The following is a 15,210-nucleotide window of genomic DNA, read 5'->3' as shown; positions in this document are numbered from 1 at the left end:
TTTTGCAATCCGGCCGCGACCCTATCCGCTTGAACGCTAATGTGATGGAACCAAGTAGGCCTCTGCCGTCTTGGTCTGCAGTCCTGCCGCAAGGAGGTACGGCAGATCAAGCAACGGCGCTGGCGACAGCTTCGGGGACATCGTCTGGCGCAAGGAGGTGTCAGATGACCCGTCTTGTGGCAACGCTATTTTTCGTGGCAATTTCTGCGTTTCCCGCCGTCCCGGCGCTGGCGGCGCAATGCGCGGCCCGTGCGGATATGATCAAAGCGCTCGGCGAAAAATTCCACGAAAGCGAGGCGGCGCGCGGCCTGGTCAACCCGAGCCTGATTCTTGAGATATTCGTCTCCGACCAGGGCACCTGGACAATTCTTGCCACCGACACGCATGGTCAGAGCTGCGTCATCACGGCAGGCGAAGGCTGAGACGGTCCGTTGATGGCGGCGGCTGCCTTGCCCGGGACTTGACCCGAGCTTCGAGGAAGCGCCGGCGACGAAAGCGCACCGGATATAAAAGGACGTTCAGCGCGTGGCGGCCGTCTCCGCGTGGCCGCGCAGTAGCGCCATCAGGCGTTTGGCATCCTTGGCCGCGGCCTCCTCGTCGCCGGCAAGGATCGAGCGGATCAGCGCGACATGGTGCTCGGCGGATTCGGCAAGGCCGGTCTCGGCCTTGTAGCGGAACCAGAAGCGGCGGCTATGGGTCTGCAAGGGGGCGGCCAGACGGGCGGCGAAGGGATTGTCGGCAGCCAGCGCCAGCGCTTCGTCGAGTGCCTTGTCGGCCTGGATGAAGGCAAGCACATTACCCGAGATCACCGCCTTCTGCATGGCAAGCGCTGCTTCGTGAAACAGGTCGGCGGCTTCGCGGGTGACGAAGCGGGCGGCCGAGCGGGCGAGCACCACCTCGACGCCGCGACGCGCATCGAGGACGCGCAACCAGTCGCCGGGATGGAGCGGGGCGATGGCGATGCCGGCGCGCGGCCTGACGTCGAGCAGCCCTTCCCATGCCAGCCGCTGGATCGCTTCGCGCACCGGTGTCCTGCCAAGCCCGAGCCTGTCGATCAGAGCGCCCTCGGTGACGAAGCTTGCCGGGGCCAGTTCGAGCGTGACGATCATGTGCTCGAGCACATGGTAGGCCCTGGTCGCGGCCGGCTCTGCCGGGAGGCTTGCTGCCATGGATATCAAATGCGCTCTCCTGATATATCTTGAATATATCATAACGGAATCCGCATTGACAGCGGGTTTGTTAATAGATATACCGCTGATATATCAGATGGAGAGATGATCATGTGGACCGGAGTTTTCCCTGCCGTCACGACCAAATTCACCGCGGATGATCGTCTCGATCATGCCGAGATGGAGCGCTGCTTCAGCCTGCAGATGGAGGCCGGCTGCGACGGCATCATCGTCTGCGGATCGCTCGGCGAGGGGCCGATGCTGTCGCCCGACGAGAAGATCGAGGTGCTGAAGACCGCACAGAAGGTCGCCGGCAAGAAGCCGGTGCTGCTGACCGTCAACGAGGCCGGCACACGCGAGGCGGCCAGCATCGCCAAGCGCGCCGCCAAAGAAGGCGCCAATGGCCTCATGGTCGTGCCGAGCCCGATCTACCACACCAATGCGGAAGAGACGGTCGCGGCGCTGCGCGCGGTCGCGCAGGCGGGCGACCTGCCGGTCATGATCTACTCCAACCGGCTTGCCTACCGCGTCGACGTCACCGTCGACCAGATGGAGGAGCTAGCGTCGGACAAGCGCTTTGTCGCGATCAAGGAATCCTCCGACGACATCCGTCGTTCGACCGAGATCATCAATCGCCTGGGCACTCGCTACGACCTGTTCACCGGCGTCGACAATCTGGCCTTCGAGGCGCTCTCGGTCGGCGCCATCGGCTGGGTGGCGGGACTGGTCACAGCCTTCCCGCGCGAGACCGTCGCCATCTTCCAGCTGATGAAGCAGGGCCGCCGCGAGGAGGCGCTCGCCATCTACCGCTGGTTCCGGCCGCTGCTCGATCTCGATGTCTCGACTTACCTGGTCCAAAACATCAAGCTTGCCGAAGTGTTCGCGATCAACACAAATGACCGCGTTCGCATGCCGCGGCAGCCGCTGTCTGGCGAGCGCCGCAAGGCTGTCGAGAAGATCGTCAAGGATGCGCTCGCCGTGCGGCCGAAGCTGCCGCAGTTCTGAGCTGGTATGAAGCGAGCGGGGCGGAGACTGGGACATGCATGCAGGGGGTGACGTACAACGATGAATAGCGATGTTCCAATCGACATCGCCATCATCGGTGGCGGCATCATCGGCATCTGTGCCGCTGCGTCTCTCGCCGAGGCCGGACGCCGGGTCACCGTCTTCGACCGCACAGGCATTTGCGAGGAGACGAGCTCCGGCAACGCCGCCGCCTTTGCCTTTTCCGATGTGCTGCCGCTGGCCCACAAGGGCATGATCCGGCAGCTGCCGAAATGGCTGGCCGATCCGCTTGGCCCGCTCAGCATTCCGCCCGCCTATCTGCCGAAGCTTCTGCCCTGGCTGGTCCGCTTCTGGCGCGCCGGTGCGCTGGGAAAATACGAGGTGAGCCTTGCTGCTCAGGCGGGCATGATGAAGCTCGCCGAGGCGGAGTGGATGGGCCTGCTCGATCGCTCCGGCACGCGGTCGATGCTGCGCGAGGATGGCTCGCTCGAGCTCTATGAAAGCGAAGCCGAGTTCCAGGCCGGGCTGCCCGGCTGGGCGGCGCGTGAGCGTTTCGGCATCGGTTTCCGCCATGTCGAGGGCGAGGAGCTGGCCGCCTTGCAGCCGGGGCTGTCGCCGCGCTTCATCAAAGGCACGTTCGTGCCGGGATGGAAGACGGTCGCCGACCCGAAACTGCTGGGCAAGGCGGTGTGGGCCTACGCACAAAGCAAGGGTGCCCGCTTTGAGATGGCCCGGATCGGCCAAGTCGCGGCGGATCAGGATGGTGCGACGCTGACATTGGCAGACGGCACGACCAGACAGGCGCGACACCTCGTCGTCGCAGCAGGCGCATGGTCGCATCTGCTGGCGAAGCAACTCGGCGATCGCATTCCGCTGGAGACCGAGCGCGGCTATAACACTACGTTGCCGACGAGTGCCTTCGACGTGAAGCGGATGCTGATCTTCTCCGGCCATGGCTTCGTCGTCACGCCGCTCGCAACGGGCCTGCGTGTCGGTGGCGCCGTCGAACTCGGCGGCATCGAGCGGCGGCCCAATTATGCCAGGTCTAAGGCGCTGCTGCAGAAGGCGCAGAAATTCCTGCCGGGGCTCGATCCCTCGGGTGGGCGCGAATGGATGGGGTTCCGCCCCTCGCTGCCGGATTCAGTGCCCGTCATCGGCGGCGCGCCGGGAAGGCGGTCGGTGGTCTATGCCTTCGGCCATGGCCATCTCGGCCTGACCCAGGCGGCGGCCACCGGACGGTTGATCAGGGATCTTGTCCTGGGGCAGACTCCACCGATCGAACTGGCCCCCTTCAGTCCGCAACGATTTTGATATTTTCGGGTTTTGATTTTCGAGGAGCGTCATGGCCAAGAAATCCTTCTTCTGCATAGACGGCCACACCTGCGGCAATCCGGTGCGGCTGGTCGCTGGGGGCGGCCCGCTGCTGCAGGGCGCGACGATGATGGAGCGGCGTGCGCATTTTCTGGCCGAGTATGACTGGATCCGCACCGGCCTGATGTTCGAGCCGCGCGGCCACGACGTGATGTCCGGTTCGATCCTCTATCCGCCGACGCGCGAGGATTGCGACATCGCCATCCTGTTCATCGAAACCTCCGGCTGCCTGCCGATGTGCGGCCATGGCACCATCGGCACGGTGACGATGGCGATCGAGCACGGTCTGATCAAGCCGAAGACGCCGGGCGTGCTTCGGCTCGACACGCCGGCCGGACTTGTCATCGCTGAATACAAACAGGTCGGCGACTATGTCGAGGAGGTGCGCATCACCAATGTGCCGTCCTTCCTCCATGCCGAGGGGCTGACAATTGAATGCCCTTGGCTCGGCGAAATCACCGTCGACGTCGCCTATGGCGGCAACTTCTACGCCATCGTCGAACCGCAGAAGAACTATCGCGACATGGCCGATTATTCGGCGGGCGACTTCATCGCCTGGAGCCCGGTGGTGCGCCAGCGGCTCAACGAGAAATATTCCTTCGTCCATCCTGAGAACCCGGGCATCAACCGGCTGTCGCACATGCTGTGGACCGGTGCTCCGACGGTGGATGGGGCGGATGCCCGCAATGCCGTGTTCTACGGCGACAAGGCGATCGACCGCTCGCCCTGCGGCACCGGCACCTCGGCGCGCATGGCGCAGCTTCATGCCAAGGGCAAACTCAAGGCCGGCGACAGCTTCGTCCATGAATCGATCATCGGTTCGCTGTTCAAGGGCAAGGTCGAAAAAGATGTCACCGTGGCCGGCAAACCGGCCATCATTCCCTCTATCGGCGGCTGGGCGCGGATGACCGGACTGAACACCATCTTCATCGACGACCGCGACCCGTTCGCGCATGGATTTGTTGTCAAGTGATGGGAATCCTGACCTTGCGGAAAGCGAGGGCTTGAAAAACGGATCGTGCCAAAAACGCAAGGATTCCTTTCATCACCTAATTTTGACGGCGATTTCTTCGAAACGGAGCGCATGATGCAGTCGAATCGTCAAAGACATTGCGTTATGCCAATGGTAGGGTCCGCGATAGTCCAGGGGCCGGATGATGGAAAACGGGCAATCGGACAGCGTGCTTCGAAAACACGCATGACGATTGAAAAATGACGTTGCAATCCGGGCTCGAAACTTTACGACTAGGGGAAATACGAAAAGGAATGCGTCTGCATGGGCGACATTCCAGGGGAGCCATGTACACATGCAGTACTTTGTCCAGCAGCTTATCAACGGGCTGACGCTGGGATCGATCTATGGGCTGATCGCGATCGGCTACACGATGGTCTACGGCATCATCGGCATGATCAATTTCGCCCATGGCGACATCTTCATGGTGGGTGCCTTCACAGCACTGATCGTCTTCCTCGCCCTTGGCGCGCTGTTCTATTCAGTGCCGGTTGTGCTGGCGCTGCTGGTCATGATGATCGTGGCGATGCTGCTCACCAGCCTCTACAACTGGACGATTGAAAAAGTCGCGTACCGGCCGCTGCGCGGTTCGTTCCGACTGGCCCCGCTGATCACCGCCATCGGCATGTCGATCGCGCTGTCGAACTTCGTCCAGGTGACGCAGGGTCCCCGCAACAAGCCGATCCCGCCGATGGTCAGCCAGGTTTACAACATCAACGGCATCAGCGTGTCGCTGAAGCAGATCATCATCGTCGTCGTCACGGCGCTGCTGCTGGCGCTGTTCTGGTATCTGGTCAACAAGACCTCGCTCGGGCGAGCGCAACGGGCCTGTGAGCAGGACCGCAAGATGGCGGCGCTGCTCGGCATCGATGTCGACCGCACGATCTCGATCACCTTCATCATGGGTGCGGCCCTTGCCGCGGTCGCCGGCACTTTGTTCCTGATGTATTACGGCGTCATTGCCTTCTCGGATGGCTTCACGCCGGGCGTGAAGGCCTTCACGGCGGCGGTGCTGGGCGGCATTGGTTCGTTGCCGGGTGCTGTGCTCGGCGGGCTGATGATCGGCTTCATCGAGAGCATGTGGTCGGCATATTTCTCGATCGACTACAAGGACGTCGCGGCGTTCTCGATCCTGGCCATCGTGCTGATCTTCCTGCCTTCCGGCATATTGGGCCGGCCAGAAGTCGAAAAGGTCTGAGACCATGGCCGTCACCGTATCTCCGGAGCGCGACACCGTCGCCACGCCTATGCAGCGCGCGTTGCGCGAGTCACTTTATGCCGCTGCCATATCGTTTGGCCTGTTCGTGCTGTTCATCGGCCTGAAGACCGGCCAGAACATTTCTAACGAACTGGTCCTGACGACGCGCTGGGGCCTGCTTGCCGCCGTGGTGATCGCCACGGCCATCGGGCGCTTCCTCTATGTCGCTTATGGCCAGCCCTTCCTCGCCAACCAGAAGATCACCGACATCGCCACCGGTCTGCTGCCGGCCAGCGTGGCGTCGCGTTTCTTCCAGTTGCCGGCCTTCATCGTGGCCTTGGTCGCGGCGGTGGTGTTGTTTGCGGTCAACAGCTCTCTCGTCGGATGGGTGGGAGCCGTGCCGGCCGGCTATCTGCAGTTCCTGCGCGCCCTGGCAATCATCTACGTGCTGGCCTGCGTGATCTATTACTTCCGCGGTTTCATTCACGCCAACTTCACCAAACTCGGCATTGCCGCGCTGATCCTCTATCCGATCCTGGTGGTGGCGATCCTGTCGCTGATGTCCTGGTCGTTCGTCGGCGGGCTGCAAGGCTCGCTGAAATGGGTCGACAATTTCGGCATCCAGATCCTGATCTATGTGATGCTGGCCTGGGGCCTGAACATCGTCGTCGGCCTCGCCGGCCTGCTCGACCTCGGTTATGTCGCCTTCTACGCGGTCGGCGCCTATGCCTATGCGCTGCTCGGCACGCAGTACGGCCTGTCGTTCTGGATCCTTTTGCCGGCCGCCGGCGCCATGGCCGCCTTCTGGGGCGTGCTGCTCGGCTTCCCGGTGCTGCGCCTGCGCGGCGACTATCTGGCGATCGTCACCTTGGCTTTCGGTGAGATCATCCGCCTGGTGCTGATCAACTGGCGCGAGGTCACCAACGGTTCGGCCGGTATTTCCGGCATCCCGAAGGTCACCTTCTTCGGCCTGATGACCTTCAACGTGTCGGACCCCAATTACATCGCCAAGGTGCTGAATCTCGCGACCTCGAGCGCCTACTACAAGATCTTCCTCTATTACCTGATCCTGGCGCTGGCGCTGCTGACAGCCTTCGTCACCATCCGGCTGCGGCGCATGCCGGTCGGCCGTGCCTGGGAAGCGTTGCGGGAGGACGAGATCGCCTGCCGCTCGCTCGGTATCAACACCACCACCACGAAGCTCACAGCCTTCGCCACGGGTGCGATGTTCGGCGGCTTCGCCGGCGCGTTCTTCGCCGCACGGCAGGGCTTCGTCAGCCCGGAATCCTTCGTCTTCCTGGAATCGGCCATCATCCTGGCCATCGTCGTTCTCGGCGGCATGGGTTCGCTGGTCGGCATCGCGGTCGCCGCAATGGTGATGATCGGCGGCACCGAGGCATTGCGCGAACTCGACTTCCTCAAGCAGGTCTTCGGGCCCGACTTCACACCGGAACTCTACCGCATGCTTCTGTTCGGCATGGCCATGGTCATCGTCATGCTGTGGAAGCCGCGCGGCTTCGTCGGCAGTCGTGAACCAACCGCCTTCCTGAAGGAGCGAAAGGCTGTCTCAAGCTCCTTCACCAAGGAAGGACACGGCTGATGAATGCGAACCCTGTTCAGAAGGCCAATTCAGGCGCGAACGACGCTATCCTGCAGGTCGATCATCTGTCGATGAAGTTCGGTGGCCTGGTGGCCATCGGCGATCTGTCTTTCGCCGCCAAGCGCGGCGAGATCACCGCGCTGATCGGCCCCAACGGCGCCGGCAAGACCACGGTGTTCAACTGCATCACCGGCTTTTACAAGCCGTCGGAAGGCATGATCACGCTCAACCGGAACGATGGTTCGACCTTCCTGCTCGAGCGGCTGCCCAACCATGAAATCCCGGCGCGCGCCAAGGTGGCGCGCACCTTCCAGAACATTCGGCTGTTCTCCGGCATGACCCTGCTGGAGAACCTGCTGGTCGCCCAGCACAACAAACTGATGAAGGCATCGGGCTACACGGTCCTCGGCCTTTTCGGCTTCAGCGGCTATCGCAAGGCCTCGGCCGAATCGGTGGAACTCGCCAAGCATTGGCTGGAAAAGGCCGATCTTGTCGACCGTGCCGACGACCCGGCCGGCGACCTGCCCTATGGCGCGCAGCGCCGCCTCGAGATCGCTCGCGCCATGTGCACGGGACCCGAGCTTCTGTGCCTCGACGAGCCGGCGGCCGGCCTCAATCCGAAGGAATCGGCGGCGCTGAACGAGCTGCTGATCGACATCAAGAACACATCCGGTACCTCGATCCTGTTGATCGAGCACGACATGTCGGTGGTCATGCAGATCTCCGACCATGTCGTGGTGCTGGAGTACGGCCGGAAGATCTCCGACGGCAGTCCGCAGTCGGTGCGCACCGACCCGCGCGTCATCGCCGCCTATCTCGGCGTCGACGACGAGGAAGTCGAAGCGGTCCTTACCGAAGTCGGCGACGAAGATGTCATCGAACAGCTCGATACAGGGCCGGATGCCGCGCATGGTCCGGGAACATCGTCGTCCTATCTCGCCGGGCCGGTGACCGACACGGTCGGCCATAGTTCGGGCGAGCGGGTTACGGTGGCCAAGGGAGCGTCAAAGGCCGGTCAGGTTGACGCCAGGTCGCTCGCCGCGGCAAACAAGGCAGCCTCGCTGGCAGCCGTGCCGGCAGCGAAGGCAAAGCCTGCTCCGAAAGCGGCTTCAAAGGCGGCAACCGGCGCGGCGGCGACGTCGACCGCGTCGGCCAAGCCGGCAGCCAAGGCCCCGGCAAAGGCTGGAGAGATCTCCAACCGGCTGGCGGCACCTCGCGGCGGCAAGGCCGATAATTTGACCCGCATCAAGGGCATCGGCACGGTCAACGAGAAGAAGCTCAACGATCACGGCATCTTCCATTTCGACCAGATCGGCGCCTGGAAAAAGGCCGACGTCGAGGCCGCCGAAGCCTATCTCGCCTTTGACGGACGTATCGCGCGCGAGGAATGGGTCAAACAGGCCAGGCTGCTCGGCCAGGGCAAGGACACGGAATTCTCGCGCCGCGTCGATGCGGGCAAGGTGGCGACAAGCCATGCTTCCGCAAAGACTGCAAAGGCAGCCACCGGAAAGACCGGGAGCAAGACCGCTGCCAAGCCCGTGGCGGGCAAGCGCGGAGGGGGCAAGTGATGGCCGCGACAACACTGCTCGATATCAAGGGCGTGCAGACCTATTACGGCAACATCCGGGCGCTGAACGGCGTCGATGTCACCGTCAACCAAGGTGAGATCGTGGCGCTGATCGGTGCCAACGGCGCCGGCAAGTCGACGCTGATGATGACTATTTTCGGCGCGCCGCGGGCTCGCGCCGGCACCATCACCTTTGCCGGCACCGACATCACCCAGATGCCGACGCACGAGATCGCGCGCATGCGCATTGCCCAGTCGCCCGAGGGCCGGCGGATATTTCCGCGCATGACGGTGATGGAAAACCTGCAGATGGGCGCCAGCCTCGACAACCTCAAGCACTATGACGAGGACGTCGAGAAGGTGTTCACGCTGTTCCCGCGTTTGAAAGAGCGCATCACCCAGCGCGGCGGCACGCTGTCGGGCGGTGAGCAGCAGATGCTGTCGATCGGACGCGCGCTGATGGCACGGCCGAAGCTGCTTTTGCTCGACGAGCCGTCGCTGGGTCTCGCGCCGCTGATCGTCAAGCAGATATTCGACGCCATCCGCGAACTGAACCGCACCCAAGGGCTGACCGTGTTCCTGGTCGAGCAGAACGCCTTCGGCGCGCTCAAGCTCGCCACGCGCGGCTACGTCATGGTCAATGGCAATGTGACGATGAGCGGCACCGGCAAGGAACTGCTCGCCAATCCGGAAGTGCGCGCCGCCTATCTCGAAGGCGGACACCACTGAGTTCGGAGCGGAATGCGTGCATCCGCCATTCCGCTCCAGATTGTTTGTTTGTCGCATGATCTTAGTCCGGAAAGTCCGCAACTTTTCGGGGTCATGCTAAGGAGACTTCACCATGCAGGGCATTCTTTACGAGGAACCCTCGATCTGGCAGTTCTTCTTCGTCACCTGTCTGCTCGGCGGCTGGGCGGCGTGGATGACGGGCAAGGCCAGTGCTCAGACGTGGCGCAGCTTCATCCAGCTGTTCGCCTATATGCTGGGCCTCGGCATCGCGATCCGCTTCATCCATCACGCGCTGTTCGGCGGCACCATGTTCTCGCTGCACTATTATGTCGTCGACACCATCGTGCTGATGATCCTCGGCTTCGTCGGCTACCAATACACGCGCACCAACCAGATGGTGACACAGTATAATTGGCTCTACGAAAGAGCTTCACTCTTGAGCTGGAAACCGAAAGGTTGACGTTCATCATTAACGCCGTCTCGAAATTGAATCGGCGTGACAAGTGCCTGAAAATCGGCAAACTATGCTTTCTGCGATAAGGGTGGGCATCGCATGAAAGCTTCATCCACGCCCACTCCGTTAATGGGAGCGTTTAAATGAAAAAGTCACTTTTGTCCGCCGTCGCCCTGACCGCGCTCGTCGCGTTCGGCGGTGCCGCGTGGGCTGACGTAATGGTCGGCGTCGCTGGCCCGATCACCGGTCCGAATGCCGCCTTCGGCGCGCAGTTGCAGAAGGGTGCCGAAGCTGCTGTCGCCGACATCAATGCGGCTGGCGGCATCAATGGCGAGCAGATCAAGCTCGAAGTCGGCGACGACGTTTCCGATCCGAAGCAGGGCATCTCGGTCGCCAACAAGTTCGTCGGCGACGGCGTCAAGTTCGTGGTCGGTCACTTCAACTCCGGCGTCTCGATCCCGGCCTCGGAAGTCTATGCCGAGAACGGCATCGTCGAAGTGACGCCGGCCGCAACCAACCCGCAGTTCACCGAACGCGGCCTGTGGAACGTGTTCCGCACCTGCGGACGCGATGACCAGCAGGGCAGCATTGCCGGCGCTTATCTGGCCGCCAACTTCAAGGATGCCAAGATCGCCGTCGTGCACGACAAGACCACCTACGGTCAGGGCCTTGCCGACGAAACCAAGAAGGCGATGAATGCCAAGGGCCTGACGGAAGTCATGTACGAAGGCATCAATGTCGGCGACAAGGACTTCTCGGCGCTGATCGCCAAGATGAAGGAAGCCGGCGTTTCCATCATCTATTGGGGCGGCCTGCACACCGAAGCCGGCCTGATCATCCGCCAGGCCGCCGACCAGGGCCTCAAGGCGACGCTGGTCTCCGGCGACGGCATCGTGTCGAACGAGTTGGCTTCGATCGCGGGCGACGCGGTTGCGGGCACGCTCAACACGTTCGGTCCGGATCCGCGCCTGATCCCCGCCAACAAGGAACTCGTCGAGAAGTTCCGCGCGCAGGGTTTCGAACCGGAAGCCTACACGCTCTACTCCTACGCAGCCATGCAGGCGATCGCCGCGGCAGCCACCGCTGCCAAGTCGAACGATCCGCAGGCAGTTGCCAAGGCGCTGCATGAAAACGGCCCGTTCAAGACCGTGCTCGGCGACCTGTCCTATGACGCCAAGGGCGACCCGACGCTGCCCGGCTACGTCATGTACGAATGGAAGAAGGGCGACGACGGCAAGTACACCTACATCCAGAAGATGTAAGCTCGTCAGTCTCCAGACCATCTACGATGCCCGGCGCTCGCGCCGGGCATTTTCTTTTGCCATCACGGGGGGCGGCCGATAGAGCCGGGTTCTTAGCCGGTGAATGATCGTGCGCTAACTGCAAAGCCGGCGCTTTTCTTGCTGTTCGGATGAATGCGAAGGGCTTCTGGCGCAATGATTCCATTTCAATCGGTTTAAACGCACGTCAATTTTGTTTGCACTGCAGCATTTTCACGCTAATCATTGCGCCGATTTCTCTTCCTTCCGTTGCTGGAGCCCAGTCCTTGGCCATCACGAAGATCCTCGTCGCCAACCGGTCCGAAATCGCCATTCGCGTTTTTCGCGCGGCCAACGAACTCGGCCTCAAAACCGTGGCGATCTGGGCCGAGGAAGACAAATACTCCCTGCATCGCTTCAAGGCCGACGAGAGCTACCAGGTCGGACGCGGGCCGCATCTGACCCGGGACATGGGGCCGATCGAAAGCTATCTGTCGATCGAGGAGGTGATCCGCGTCGCCAGGCTGTCGGGTGCCGATGCTATTCATCCCGGCTACGGATTGTTGTCGGAAAGTCCCGAATTCGCCGACGCCTGTGCCGAAGCCGGCATTACCTTCATCGGGCCGAAGCCGGACACAATGCGGCGGCTCGGCAACAAGGTCGCGGCGCGCAATCTCGCCATCGAGGTCGGGGTGCCGGTGATCCCCGCCACCGATCCGTTGCCGGATGACATGGAGGCGGTCAAGAAACTGGCCAAGGGAATCGGCTATCCGGTGATGCTGAAGGCGTCATGGGGCGGCGGCGGCCGCGGCATGCGCGCCATCCGCGCCGAAGCCGACCTTGCCCGTGAAGTCACCGAGGGCAAGCGCGAGGCGAAAGCCGCCTTCGGCAAGGACGAGGTCTATCTTGAAAAGCTGATCGAACGCGCCCGCCATGTCGAGGTGCAGGTGCTGGGCGACACCCGTGGCAATGCGGTGCACCTGTTCGAGCGCGACTGTTCGATCCAGCGCCGCAACCAGAAGGTCGTCGAGCGGGCGCCGGCGCCCTATCTCGAAATGTCGCAGCGCGAGGAGCTTTGCGGCCATGCGCTGAAGATCGCCCGCGAGACCAGTTATATCGGCGCCGGCACGGTCGAGTTCCTGCAGGATGCCGACACCGGCAAATTCTATTTCATCGAGGTCAATCCGCGCATCCAGGTCGAGCACACCGTCACCGAGCAGGTGACCGGCATCGATATCGTCAAGGCGCAGATCCACATCCTCGACGGCTTTGCCATCGGCACACCGGAATCAGGCGTGCCGGCGCAGAAGGACATAAGGCTGAACGGCCACGCGCTGCAGTGCCGCATCACCACGGAAGATCCCGAACACAATTTCATCCCCGACTACGGCCGCATCACCGCCTATCGCGGCGCAACAGGCTTCGGCATCCGCCTCGATGGCGGCACCGCCTATTCGGGCGCTGTCATCACCCGCTTCTACGATCCGCTGCTGGAGAAGGTGACGGCGTGGGCGCCGACGCCGGCCGAGACCATCGCCCGCATGAACCGGGCGCTGCGCGAGTTCCGCATCCGCGGCGTCGCCACCAACCTGACCTTCCTCGAAGCGATTATCAACCACCCGAGCTTCGCCGACAATTCCTACACGACCAAGTTCATCGACACGACGCCGGAACTGTTCCAGCAGGTCAAGCGCCAGGACCGCGCCACCAAGCTCATCAACTATCTCGCCGACGTCAGCGTCAACGGCCATCCCGAGACGCGCGGCCGGCCGCAGCCGAAGGCCGATGCGGCCGCACCCGTGGTGCCTTACCTCAACGGCAATGTGCCCGGCGGCAGCAAGCAGAAGCTGGATGTGCTCGGGCCGGAGAAGTTCGCCGCCTGGATGCGCGACCAGAAAGAGGTGCTGGTCACCGACACGACGATGCGCGATGGCCATCAGTCGTTGCTCGCCACCCGCATGCGCACGCATGACATTGCCGGCATCGCCGGTACCTATGCGCGTGCCTTGCCGCAGCTTCTATCGCTGGAATGCTGGGGCGGCGCCACCTTCGACGTCGCCATGCGGTTCCTCACCGAGGATCCGTGGGAGCGGCTGTCGCTGGTGCGCGAGGCGGCGCCCAATCTGCTGTTGCAGATGCTGCTGCGCGGCGCCAATGGCGTCGGCTACACCAACTATCCCGACAATGTCGTGCAGCATTTCGTCAAGCAGGCAGCAAGCGGTGGCATCGACCTGTTCCGGGTCTTCGATTGCCTGAACTGGGTCGACAACATGCGCGTCGCCATGGATGCGGTCGGCGCCGAGGGCAAGCTGATCGAAGCGGCGATCTGCTATACCGGCGACATCCTCGATCCGGCGCGGGCGAAATACGACCTCAAATACTATGTCGGCCTGGCCAGGGAATTGCAGGCGGCCGGCGCCCACATCATTGCCGTCAAGGACATGGCCGGACTGTTGAAGCCGGCGGCGGCACGCGTGCTGTTCAAGGAGCTGCGCGAGGCGACCGACCTGCCGATCCATTTCCACACCCACGACACGTCGGGCCTGTCGGCGGCGACGGTGCTGGCGGCGGTGGAAAGCGGCGTCGACGCCATAGACGCGGCGATGGATGCTTTCTCCGGCAACACCTCGCAGCCATGCCTTGGCTCGCTCGTCGAGGCGCTGAAGGGCACCGAACGCGACCCCGGTCTCGACCCGCAATGGATCAGGAAAATCTCGTTCTACTGGGAAGCGGTGCGCAACCAGTACGCCGCCTTTGAAAGCGACCTCAAGGGGCCGGCCTCGGAAGTCTATCTGCACGAGATGCCGGGCGGGCAGTTCACCAATCTGAAGGAACAGGCGCGCTCGCTCGGACTGGAGACGCGCTGGCACGAGGTGGCGCAGACCTATCACGACGTCAATCTGATGTTCGGCGACATCGTCAAGGTGACGCCGTCCTCCAAGGTCGTCGGCGACATGGCATTGATGATGGTCAGCCAGGACCTGACCGTTGCCGATGTCGAAAACCCGGACAAGGATATCGCCTTTCCGGACTCGGTCGTCTCGATGCTGCGCGGCGATCTTGGCCAGTCGCCAGGCGGGTGGCCGACGGCGCTGCAGAGGAAGGCGCTGAAGGGCGACAAGCCGATCACGGTGCGGCCCGGCTCACTGCTCAAGCCAGCCGACCTCAAGGCCAACCGCAAGGAAATCGAGGAGAAGCTCGAGCGCAAGCTGTCGGAGTTCGAATTCGCCTCGTGGCTGATGTATCCGAAGGTGTTCACGGATTTCGCCGGCGCGCAGGAAACCTATGGGCCGGTCAGCGTCCTGCCGACGCCGACCTATTTCTACGGCATGAAGCCGGAAGACGAGATCTTCGTCGACATCGAGAAGGGCAAGACGCTGGTGGTGCGCTGCCTGGCCATCGGCGATGTCGACGAGAAGGGCATGGTCACCGTGTTCTTCGAGCTCAACGGCCAGCCGCGTCGTGTCAAGGTGCCCGACCGGGCGCATGGCGCGTCCGCCGCCAAGGCCCGCCGCAAGGCCGAACCCGGCAACGAGGCGCATGTCGGCGCACCGATGCCGGGCGTCGTCTCGGCGCTTTCGGTGGCTGCCGGCCAGGCTGTGAAGGCCGGTGACGTGCTGCTTTCCATCGAAGCGATGAAGATGGAGACGGCGCTGCATGCCGAGCGCGACGGCACGGTCGCCGAGGTGCTGGTCAAGGCAGGCGACCAGATCGATGCCAAGGATCTGCTGATCGCTTTCAATTAGAGTTCGCAAAACGGACTGGCTGTCGGCTTCTGGCGGCAGCCCCTTGTGGCTTGGTCGATAACGGCTTGACCCGCCGCCGCCGGTCGGGCATCGAACCGGC

At 62.8% G+C, this 15,210-nt stretch carries 12 protein-coding genes; 11 read left to right on the top strand and 1 reads right to left on the bottom strand.

What is annotated here, in order from left to right:
• Nucleotides 1-164: 164 nt before the first annotated feature.
• The gene (locus tag NP503_RS20600; protein ID WP_127268692.1) at nucleotides 165-422 is read left to right on the top strand and encodes a hypothetical protein; all 258 of its coding nucleotides are present in this window, start codon (nucleotides 165-167) and stop codon (nucleotides 420-422) included.
• A 96-nt stretch (nucleotides 423-518) separates the two neighbouring features.
• Here NP503_RS20600 and NP503_RS20595 read toward each other — a convergent pair whose 3' ends face one another.
• On the bottom strand, nucleotides 519-1,169 hold the full coding sequence (locus tag NP503_RS20595; protein WP_236383238.1) for a GntR family transcriptional regulator: 651 nt from the start codon (nucleotides 1,167-1,169) through the stop codon (nucleotides 519-521).
• A gap of 111 nt (nucleotides 1,170-1,280) precedes the next feature.
• Here NP503_RS20595 and NP503_RS20590 point away from each other — a divergent pair, with 111 nt between their 5' ends.
• The 10 genes from NP503_RS20590 (at nucleotide 1,281) to pyc (ending at nucleotide 15,110) form a co-directional block, all read left to right on the top strand.
• The gene (locus NP503_RS20590) at nucleotides 1,281-2,174 is read left to right on the top strand and encodes a dihydrodipicolinate synthase family protein (RefSeq protein WP_127268694.1); all 894 of its coding nucleotides are present in this window, start codon (nucleotides 1,281-1,283) and stop codon (nucleotides 2,172-2,174) included.
• 60 nt (nucleotides 2,175-2,234) lie between these two features.
• Nucleotides 2,235-3,485 carry an FAD-binding oxidoreductase gene (locus tag NP503_RS20585; protein WP_164748659.1) on the top strand — a complete coding sequence of 417 codons (1,251 nt, stop codon included), beginning with the start codon at nucleotides 2,235-2,237 and terminating at the stop codon, nucleotides 3,483-3,485.
• 31 nt (nucleotides 3,486-3,516) lie between these two features.
• Nucleotides 3,517-4,518, top strand: coding sequence for a 4-hydroxyproline epimerase (locus NP503_RS20580; protein ID WP_127267458.1), 1,002 nt, complete (start codon nucleotides 3,517-3,519; stop codon nucleotides 4,516-4,518).
• Between the two features lie 334 nt (nucleotides 4,519-4,852).
• The gene (locus NP503_RS20575) at nucleotides 4,853-5,755 is read left to right on the top strand and encodes a branched-chain amino acid ABC transporter permease (RefSeq protein ID WP_127267457.1); all 903 of its coding nucleotides are present in this window, start codon (nucleotides 4,853-4,855) and stop codon (nucleotides 5,753-5,755) included.
• A gap of 4 nt (nucleotides 5,756-5,759) precedes the next feature.
• Nucleotides 5,760-7,355 (top strand): high-affinity branched-chain amino acid ABC transporter permease LivM, encoded by a 1,596-nt coding sequence (gene livM, locus NP503_RS20570; RefSeq protein WP_127267456.1) that lies wholly within the window; start codon nucleotides 5,760-5,762, stop codon nucleotides 7,353-7,355.
• Nucleotides 7,355-8,923, top strand: coding sequence for an ATP-binding cassette domain-containing protein (locus NP503_RS20565; RefSeq protein ID WP_127267455.1), 1,569 nt, complete (start codon nucleotides 7,355-7,357; stop codon nucleotides 8,921-8,923). The genes livM and NP503_RS20565 overlap by 1 nt, the downstream gene beginning before the upstream one ends.
• On the top strand, nucleotides 8,923-9,651 hold the full coding sequence (locus tag NP503_RS20560; protein WP_027037230.1) for an ABC transporter ATP-binding protein: 729 nt from the start codon (nucleotides 8,923-8,925) through the stop codon (nucleotides 9,649-9,651). The genes NP503_RS20565 and NP503_RS20560 overlap by 1 nt, the downstream gene beginning before the upstream one ends.
• Nucleotides 9,652-9,763: 112 nt before the next feature.
• The gene (locus NP503_RS20555) at nucleotides 9,764-10,111 is read left to right on the top strand and encodes a DUF6867 family protein (protein WP_023811804.1); all 348 of its coding nucleotides are present in this window, start codon (nucleotides 9,764-9,766) and stop codon (nucleotides 10,109-10,111) included.
• 137 nt (nucleotides 10,112-10,248) lie between these two features.
• Entirely contained in the window at nucleotides 10,249-11,367 is a 1,119-nt protein-coding gene (locus NP503_RS20550; RefSeq protein ID WP_027037229.1) for a branched-chain amino acid ABC transporter substrate-binding protein, read from the top strand.
• A gap of 284 nt (nucleotides 11,368-11,651) precedes the next feature.
• A complete protein-coding gene (gene pyc / locus NP503_RS20545; RefSeq protein ID WP_127270380.1) occupies nucleotides 11,652-15,110 on the top strand; it encodes a pyruvate carboxylase in 3,459 nt (1,152 codons plus the stop codon).
• Nucleotides 15,111-15,210: the final 100 nt, after the last annotated feature.

The organism is Mesorhizobium sp. SEMIA396 (assembly GCF_024518615.1).
Taxonomy (GTDB): Bacteria; Pseudomonadota; Alphaproteobacteria; order Rhizobiales; family Rhizobiaceae; genus Mesorhizobium.
The sequence above is the reverse complement of the archived record's forward strand: the minus strand, read 5'-3'. Positions and strand labels throughout refer to the sequence as shown.